This is a genomic window from Endozoicomonas sp. SESOKO1 (assembly GCF_024606265.1).
GTDB lineage: Bacteria > Pseudomonadota > Gammaproteobacteria > Pseudomonadales > Endozoicomonadaceae > Endozoicomonas.
The window spans coordinates 1-6585 of the sequence record NZ_JAHHPP010000250.1; the positions used below are offsets into that span (position 1 = coordinate 1).

7 protein-coding genes and 1 pseudogene are annotated in these 6585 nt (G+C 49.5%); 4 read left to right on the forward strand and 4 right to left on the reverse strand.

The genetic code is table 11. From position 1 onward, the window contains the following. Positions 1-379, forward strand: a pseudogene (locus tag KDK13_RS11355) (hypothetical protein); the annotation flags it as partial. Here KDK13_RS11355 and KDK13_RS11360 read toward each other — a convergent pair. Together KDK13_RS11360 and KDK13_RS19010 are read right to left on the reverse strand one after the other, a co-directional pair. After that, positions 292-1872: a glycoside hydrolase family 172 protein gene (locus KDK13_RS11360; protein ID WP_257285091.1), complete on the reverse strand. Its 1581-nt coding sequence runs from the start codon at positions 1870-1872 to the stop codon at positions 292-294. The pseudogene KDK13_RS11355 and the gene KDK13_RS11360 sit on opposite strands and share 88 nt — an antisense overlap. Next, complete coding sequence (locus tag KDK13_RS19010) at positions 1865-2308, reverse strand: hypothetical protein (protein ID WP_306671096.1); 444 nt, start codon at positions 2306-2308, stop codon at positions 1865-1867. Before KDK13_RS19010 ends, KDK13_RS11360 begins: the two co-directional genes overlap by 8 nt. A gap of 210 nt (positions 2309-2518) precedes the next feature. Between KDK13_RS19010 and hda the strand changes: the two genes are divergently transcribed. Both hda and KDK13_RS11375 read left to right on the forward strand, forming a co-directional pair. Further along, entirely contained in the window at positions 2519-3235 is a 717-nt protein-coding gene (gene hda, locus KDK13_RS11370; protein WP_373692235.1) for a DnaA regulatory inactivator Hda, read from the forward strand. A 51-nt stretch (positions 3236-3286) separates the two neighbouring features. Beyond that, entirely contained in the window at positions 3287-5329 is a 2043-nt protein-coding gene (locus KDK13_RS11375; RefSeq protein ID WP_257285087.1) for a hypothetical protein, read from the forward strand. On the opposite strand, the gene KDK13_RS11380 is transcribed toward KDK13_RS11375, so the two are convergent. Continuing rightward, the gene (locus tag KDK13_RS11380) at positions 5315-5686 is read right to left on the reverse strand and encodes a DUF2069 domain-containing protein (RefSeq protein WP_257285088.1); all 372 of its coding nucleotides are present in this window, start codon (positions 5684-5686) and stop codon (positions 5315-5317) included. The two genes, KDK13_RS11375 and KDK13_RS11380, sit on opposite strands and share 15 nt — an antisense overlap. Further along, entirely contained in the window at positions 5683-6030 is a 348-nt protein-coding gene (gene arsC, locus KDK13_RS11385; protein ID WP_257285089.1) for an arsenate reductase (glutaredoxin), read from the reverse strand. Before arsC ends, KDK13_RS11380 begins: the two co-directional genes overlap by 4 nt. 212 nt (positions 6031-6242) lie before the next feature. On the opposite strand from arsC, the gene KDK13_RS11390 reads away from it, so the two are divergent. Further along, positions 6243-6585: hypothetical protein (locus KDK13_RS11390; RefSeq protein WP_257285090.1), on the forward strand; the 343-nt coding region annotated here is incomplete at its 3' end.

The following is a 6585-nucleotide window of genomic DNA, read 5'->3' on the forward strand; positions in this document are numbered from 1 at the left end:
GTCAAAAGGGTTGTCCAGAACCCTGTCGGTGGTCTGCGTCTTTTTGCTGTTTTTCTGGGTGCTGATTACGGCCCTGCTGGTTGTGATTCCGTCACTGGGGGTCATTTACAGCCTGGGGCTGACCATGATCAGCCTGCAGTTTGCCATCCTGATTGGCATGTTTGCCGGACTGGCCAGCATTATTCCCTATATGGGATTTGTCCCGGGGTTTACTGCAACGATGGTTGTCACACTTTTTCAGTTTGATGGCTATGTTTTGCGGTTTGCCTTCTTCATTGCTTCACCTTCGATTTACCCCTTTGTGAGGGCTGGGTTCTTTGGAGGGAGGATTTCAGCAGTGTCGAGAACGACCTTTGCCTTGACGTTCTTGATATTTTGAGTTGCGTTGCTGGTTGATTCTTTGGTTGCGTAATAGAAGACGGCCGGAGCGTAGTTCATTGTAGTTGTTGCCCAATGCCAAAGTTCCATATCAAAGCGTAGTGACTTTGTGAATGTGAGTTGGTCAAGGAGGCGATAGCGTGAGTTGACGGTGAAGCCTTCAGAGAGGTTGCCTGAACCATCGGGCTGGGTGATGAATGGAGTGTGGAACGGCTCGTTTCGGCACCACGCGTAGCCATAGTAGTCTTCTGTGCCTGTACCGAAGTGAGATGGGAATGTTTCGCCGTCGACGTAGATTTTCTCGTCGCCTTCTCCCCACCATTCGCGCGCGCCGTCGAATAGGGTCAGGCTGTCACCAATGAGTGAACCTTTGCCTTCGATTGTGACGAAGTTGACGTCGCTAGCGCCGTGGCCAGCGTGGTTCTCGCCGGGATTGCCCGTAACTTTCACGCGGTTGAGTTCGAACCAGCTTGCGTGGAAGTAGAGGGAATCCTCTGTCCAGGTGTATGGTTCTGTTGCGATTGTTGCGTCGATGGTCACTGGTTGTTCGCCGAAGTTTACGAAGCTGACCTCAGCGTTTTCTGCAAATGGCATCACGAATGAGCTTGCGAGCGAACCATCTTTGGTGACCTCTGTATACCAGCTCTTGTATGGAGATACCTTGTAGCCAGTTCCGAAGAAGTCGCCAACGGGTACCCAGATGGTTTCCTTGCCGTCAAATGTGACTTCGAGGACGGTTGAGCGAAGTGCTTGGTTGAGGTCTTCAGCTGCGAGTTTGACGGTGAGTTGCTTGATTGCCTTCTCGCCAGAGAGGTTGACGGAAGCAGTTGTGTTTGGCTCGATGGTTTTGTTGAGGGTTGTTTTGGTGAGTTCTTGTTCAGGCATTGGCTTGAGCAAGGTGTCGTTGACTTCCTTGATGAGGGTTGCTTGTTCGGTGAAGTCGCTTGCCTTGAAGGATTCTACCTTTACAGTGTCTGCGTAGTCACGGTAGTTGATGTTATAAAAGATGAATGAGCCTTCGGCTTGGCCTTTGTCGTTGATATTACCTGTAAGGGTGTTGCTTTCGATTGTGATTTTGCAGCTCTTTGCATATGGGATTGGGAAGTAAAGGTTGTGTCCGCGGTTGGTGCGTGGAGAATCATAAGATGATGAGCTGCTCATTGGGAAGCCCGCTGCCTTGTTTTCGCCGAGGAGATCGATCGGGTTTCCTTCGAGTACTGGAGTTTCGTTGCCATCGATGTAAACGCGGATATAACTATTGTGACCTTTCTTCGCAAATGTCATCCACCAACGGACGACTGCGCCGGGGCCGTTGTCTTCAAACATCACGTATTCTGTGCGTCCAGCGTTTTGTTCGATGCGAAGGAAGTTTGACCAATCCCAGTTTGAGAACCATCCATTGGTTGGGGAAACAGCTTTGCGTGAGTATGAGCTGAACTGTTTGTTGATGAATTCGTTTTGTGGATAAGCGGCTTGTGCTTCGCGGCTAACCATATCTTTGAGGAGAGTTTCTGTAGAGACTGTGCCTGCGATTGCGGAAGAGCTGAGCAGGAGAGAGGCGAGGAAGGATAGTCGCATATGAAGTATTCTTTCTATGGGTTGTGTTATTTGCGTTGTCAATGGATGTACGAATATTCATTAAAATACGTTGCGGATTAAGGCATAAAATAAAGGTAGCTTCAATGACAAGGTTGCCTTCAATTTCTTGCACAGATGTGATGCCGACAGCATAAGCGAACTCGGTCTGTTCGGGCGAAGTAACATAATCGTAATGCTTATCGCCCTGCCCATGGCCGCAATAATTATGGTACTCTTGCGCCACCTGCATAGAAACTATAAGGCCAGCAGCCTTTATCGTGCCGGAGCAGCCGAAGAGAAAGTCTGACACACTCTTGCTGTCATCTTCTTTTTCTTTTGAAAAATACGCCATATATGGTACAAGCAGTTACCAGGCAGGGCTGAATTAATTTATTGACCGGTCTATTGATATCAGTCAATACCGGTTGATAAATGAACGGTTTTATTGTGTTCCGGTCTTTTGTAACGTTGCAGTTTCTGTTGTCAGTGCTGTTGATTGGCAGTAACAAAGTGACCGGAAAAGAGAACTCACAAACTACTTACAGAGTCAATTACGGATTTCATGTCCACTATGAGTTTGCCTGTGCAGCTACCGCTCAGTGTCCAGTTAAGAGACGATGCCACGTTCGCCAATTTTTACAGTGGGCGAAATGAAACGCTGGTCAATCTTCTGGATATGGATAGATCGGTTCCCGGCATCGAATCCGAGCAGTTTATTTTCCTCTATGGTCCCAAAGGCGTTGGTTGCAGCCATCTGCTTCAGGCTGCCTGTCATCAGGTGGACCGGCGCAGCGGCCGAAGTATTTATCTGCCCATGAAAGAGCTGGTTCATTACTCTCCCAAGCTTCTGGAAGGTATTGAACGGCTCCAGCTGGTTTGCCTGGATGATATTGGCGAAGTGGCCGGTATCGATGAGTGGGAAGAGGCGCTGTTTGATCTGTTTAACCGCCTCAGGGACTCAAGAACCCGTTTCCTGGTGGCGGCGGACAATCCGCCCAGGGCTCTGGGTATACAGCTTCAGGACCTGGTTTCCCGCCTTGGCTGGGGTATGGTATTTCAGGTTCATCCCCTGGAAGATCGGGACAAAGTCTCAGCGCTCAAGCTTCGGGCTCATTACCGGGGCTTTGACCTGAGTGATGAGGTGGCCCGTTTTATTATTCATCGTGGCTCCCGGGATATGGGCAACCTGTTTACTTTGTTGCAGAAACTGGACAGTGCTTCTCTGCGTGCCAAGCGAAAGCTCACCATTCCCTTTGTCAAGGAAGTCATGAGATGGTGATGGCTGAACTGTCTTTGCTGATCTTATTACGCCATTTTTGAAGGGTTATCCATGCCGACCAGAAGGAAACTGCTTAACCCTTTTGCTTTGATGGTATTCCTGTTGTCTGGGGTGCTTTTCCTGGCCGGGTGGCTCTGGCTTTCCCAGGTATCTGACCGTGTTCTGAACAGCCTGAACCAACAGACCGGGCAGCGCTTTCTCGATAAAGACATCACTTTTGATCCATGGCAGCGCCGACTGACTGTCAGTGATATTCAGGTTGAAGAAAAAGGGATTCAGCTCAGCGCGCAACAGGCCAGTTTAGTCTTGAATTATCGCCATTGGTGGGGTCCCTGGCTTGGTGAAAAGGTTGAATCGATCAGTGGGGTTGAACTGGATGATGCCAGCATCGCCATTGATCCGGCGTTGATTGCCTTCCCTCTGCCGCAGAATATAGATGAGCTGTCCATCAACCGTGGTAGCCTTGCCATTACCGGAATAGATCAGTTGCTCGCTTTTGACCAACTGACGCTGGCGAAAGAAGAGGCCAGCAAAATCGGGCTGCTTATAGAAAGCCGTCATGATGGGCGCTGGAATTTCTCCGGTACTTATGAGGCCGGTAAAGGCTTGCTGGAAGGGGAAGTGCGCCTGGTAGAACTGCCTTTGTCGGCAATTTTCAAGGCAGATTTTTTTACAGCATTGGCAACGCTGAATGGTGAACCTGTTGCCAGCGAGCATCTTTCAGGGACAATGAGTGCAACCTTATCATTGTCCTGGGATAGGCCAGGCGGCCTGGCCTTAAAGGGCAGTGCAGAAGGACAAAGTGGGCAACTATTATTCTCGGGTATGTCTGCCCAATGGCAGCAATGGCGTCTGGACAACGTTCAATTTCATGCCAGTAATCCGGCACAATCGACAGCAGAGTTGTCTATTTCAGGCCTTGATCTGCAGATGTCCGGAACTCTGGCAAGCAAAGCGTATCGCTCCCAGGTTCAATTAATACAAACCTTATCGTCTGTGATTACTTCGCTTACTATCAACGACAGTCGTCTTGAGATTGAAAACGGCCATTCTCCCTGGATAGTTGAAGACGTGAATGGGAGCCTTGTTGCAGAGGTTATTTCAGGAAAAGGGAAAGAAAAGGATTTATGGACCTATCAGGCCAGTGCTGTACTGGCTAATATCGGTAATGTTCGGTTGACTGGTGAATTATCCGGCGCTGTTAATAACTATGACTTTCAGCTTAACGATGCTCGTTTGGCCGGGCCTTTCAATATCTACTCAACGTTTGCCGGTTATAATTTGCAGGGGACTCAATTTGACCTGAGTTATAACAGCGAGAAACGTGCGGGTCAGCTTGATATTTCTGACTGGCAGGCAAGAAAGGCCTCAAGCGGCTCACCGGCTTTCTCCATCAATTTGCTCCAAGCCCTGATAACGGATAAATCGGGTAAGGCAACTATCCCTTTTGCCATTAATTCCGATAAATCAAATACGCCATTACCAAAACGTATCCAGTTGACGGTTGAGCAGCGTTTCAGGGCCATTGTCCGGGCACCGTTTGACTACCTTTCCCATACCACCGGCCATAGGCTGGAACCTGTGCTTCACCATGAAGCCGGTAGCGCATCATTAACCGGGCGCTCCCGGGAAAACCTGGAAAACCTTCAGAAAGTGCTCGCCCGGAGACCAGGGTTAAGCTTGCTGATTGAGGTAGGCGTTTCTGAATCCATAGATTGGCCAGAGCTCTCACGTTATGAACTGGAAGAGGCATTGCTGGAGCTATACTCAGCAACCAGTTCAACGGAACGTTCTGAGGAAATGACTATTCCACCCAGGGTGCGGGCATCCCTTCTGGAGCAAATGTACCTGGCTACGCGGCGGCACCAGAAAATTCCTGATGTGGGTGAGCAATCACCCGGGCAGAGAGTTCAGGAAGCCGAAACCTGGTTGCTGAAACACTGGCCGAAGACGCCTGATCAATTAAAGAAACTGCAAAAAGCCAGATACGACCACTTGAAAAGTGAGACTGGCACTGGGCCTGTTGAGTTGACGTTATCATCAGGCCCGGACCGAACAGGGAGTCAGCCTGAGTCGGTACTAACTCTCCGCTAAGGACCTGTTCACTTGGGCCTGCCAGCGTATGAATACCATCGAACCAATAAATAGCAGTACGCTGAACCCAGTGATCAGCCAGCCCTGGGGTTGCCCGGGTCTGAACCAGGCATCTAAAACGCCGCTGATAAAATAAAAGCAAAGAATAAAACAGAGCCAGGATGCAGCCTTCAGGCCACGCTTCAGAAGGCCGGGAAGGGGCAGTAGTAATGGCAGTAGTTGCAGGGCGGATATGCCCGCAATGGAACCCTGTGGAGGGTTCAACCACCAGGTTTCTGCCAGCAGGGAGAGTATCAGGCCTGCGTAGAGTGCAAGGCAGACTTGATAGATCCGGTTCGCTTTTTCCTGCATGGTCATAGAATCTCAAGCACTGACTCAGGGGGGCGGCCAATTCTGGCTTTTTCGCCATTGACCACAATGGGACGCTCAATCAACCTGGGATACTCACACATAAAGTTGATCAGCTGCTGTTCAGTCAGGGATGGATCTTTCAGGTGATTATCCTTGAACTCCTGTTCACCTTTACGAAGCAGGTCCCGGGCATTGATGCCCAGTTTGCCCAGAATGGCTTTCAGCTGATCCGCATCGGGAGGGGTTTCGAGGTACAGTACTACCTCGGGAGTGATTCCCTGCTTTTCAAGAATACTCAGGGTTTGACGGGATTTTGAACAGCGTGGGTTATGAAAGATGGTAATGCTCATGGTGACGACCTTGCCCAGTGCTATAGATATTTTCCGCAAAGCCTACCAATCTCTGTAGATTCCCTGCAAATCATTTTTTGGTGGGTCTTGGCTCAATGTCTCCAAGACCTTCAGATTCAAGGATGGATGCTGACACTCCCCGCCCCTATCGGGGCGAGGGTTCTTGATCGCTCAAGAACGTTTCTGTTTCATTGATGCCAGTTTTAATGAGAATGGACTGTATCAATATAGAAGGGCATGTTTGTTCAGTTCCCAAAACACCATTAATGGAACCTAATGTTCATATTGAGGTCAAATGGCGTTGTTTTAGTCAAGGTGCAGGGATTATTTTGCAAGTAACAGCATCAGATTACCCCCATCCAAGGCCTGCTTGCCAGGCTGGCCAACAAGCCGACCCAGGCTGTTCTACTGACCGACCCGGAAGTTCATTTATCGGTAAAAGAATATCAAACCATCAATTGCACACAGGAAGAACCGCTGCCCCGAATTATGGCAAATGCATTGAGGATGCCTTTTGGAAAAGAAAACCATTACACGGACGTCAAGTCACCTCAG

What these genes read in the sequence shown, in the direction of transcription:
- KDK13_RS11360 (WP_257285091.1), bottom strand. Translation starts at nt 1,872, where the DNA reads ATGGTTAGCCGCGAAGCACAAGCCGCTTATCCACAAAACGAATTCATC.
- KDK13_RS11375 (WP_257285087.1), top strand. Translation starts at nt 3,287, where the DNA reads ATGCCGACCAGAAGGAAACTGCTTAACCCTTTTGCTTTGATGGTATTC.
- KDK13_RS11380 (WP_257285088.1), bottom strand. Translation starts at nt 5,686, where the DNA reads ATGACCATGCAGGAAAAAGCGAACCGGATCTATCAAGTCTGCCTTGCA.
- KDK13_RS19010 (WP_306671096.1), bottom strand. Translation starts at nt 2,308, where the DNA reads ATGGCGTATTTTTCAAAAGAAAAAGAAGATGACAGCAAGAGTGTGTCA.
- hda (WP_373692235.1), top strand. Translation starts at nt 2,519, where the DNA reads ATGTCCACTATGAGTTTGCCTGTGCAGCTACCGCTCAGTGTCCAGTTA.
- arsC (WP_257285089.1), bottom strand. Translation starts at nt 6,030, where the DNA reads ATGAGCATTACCATCTTTCATAACCCACGCTGTTCAAAATCCCGTCAA.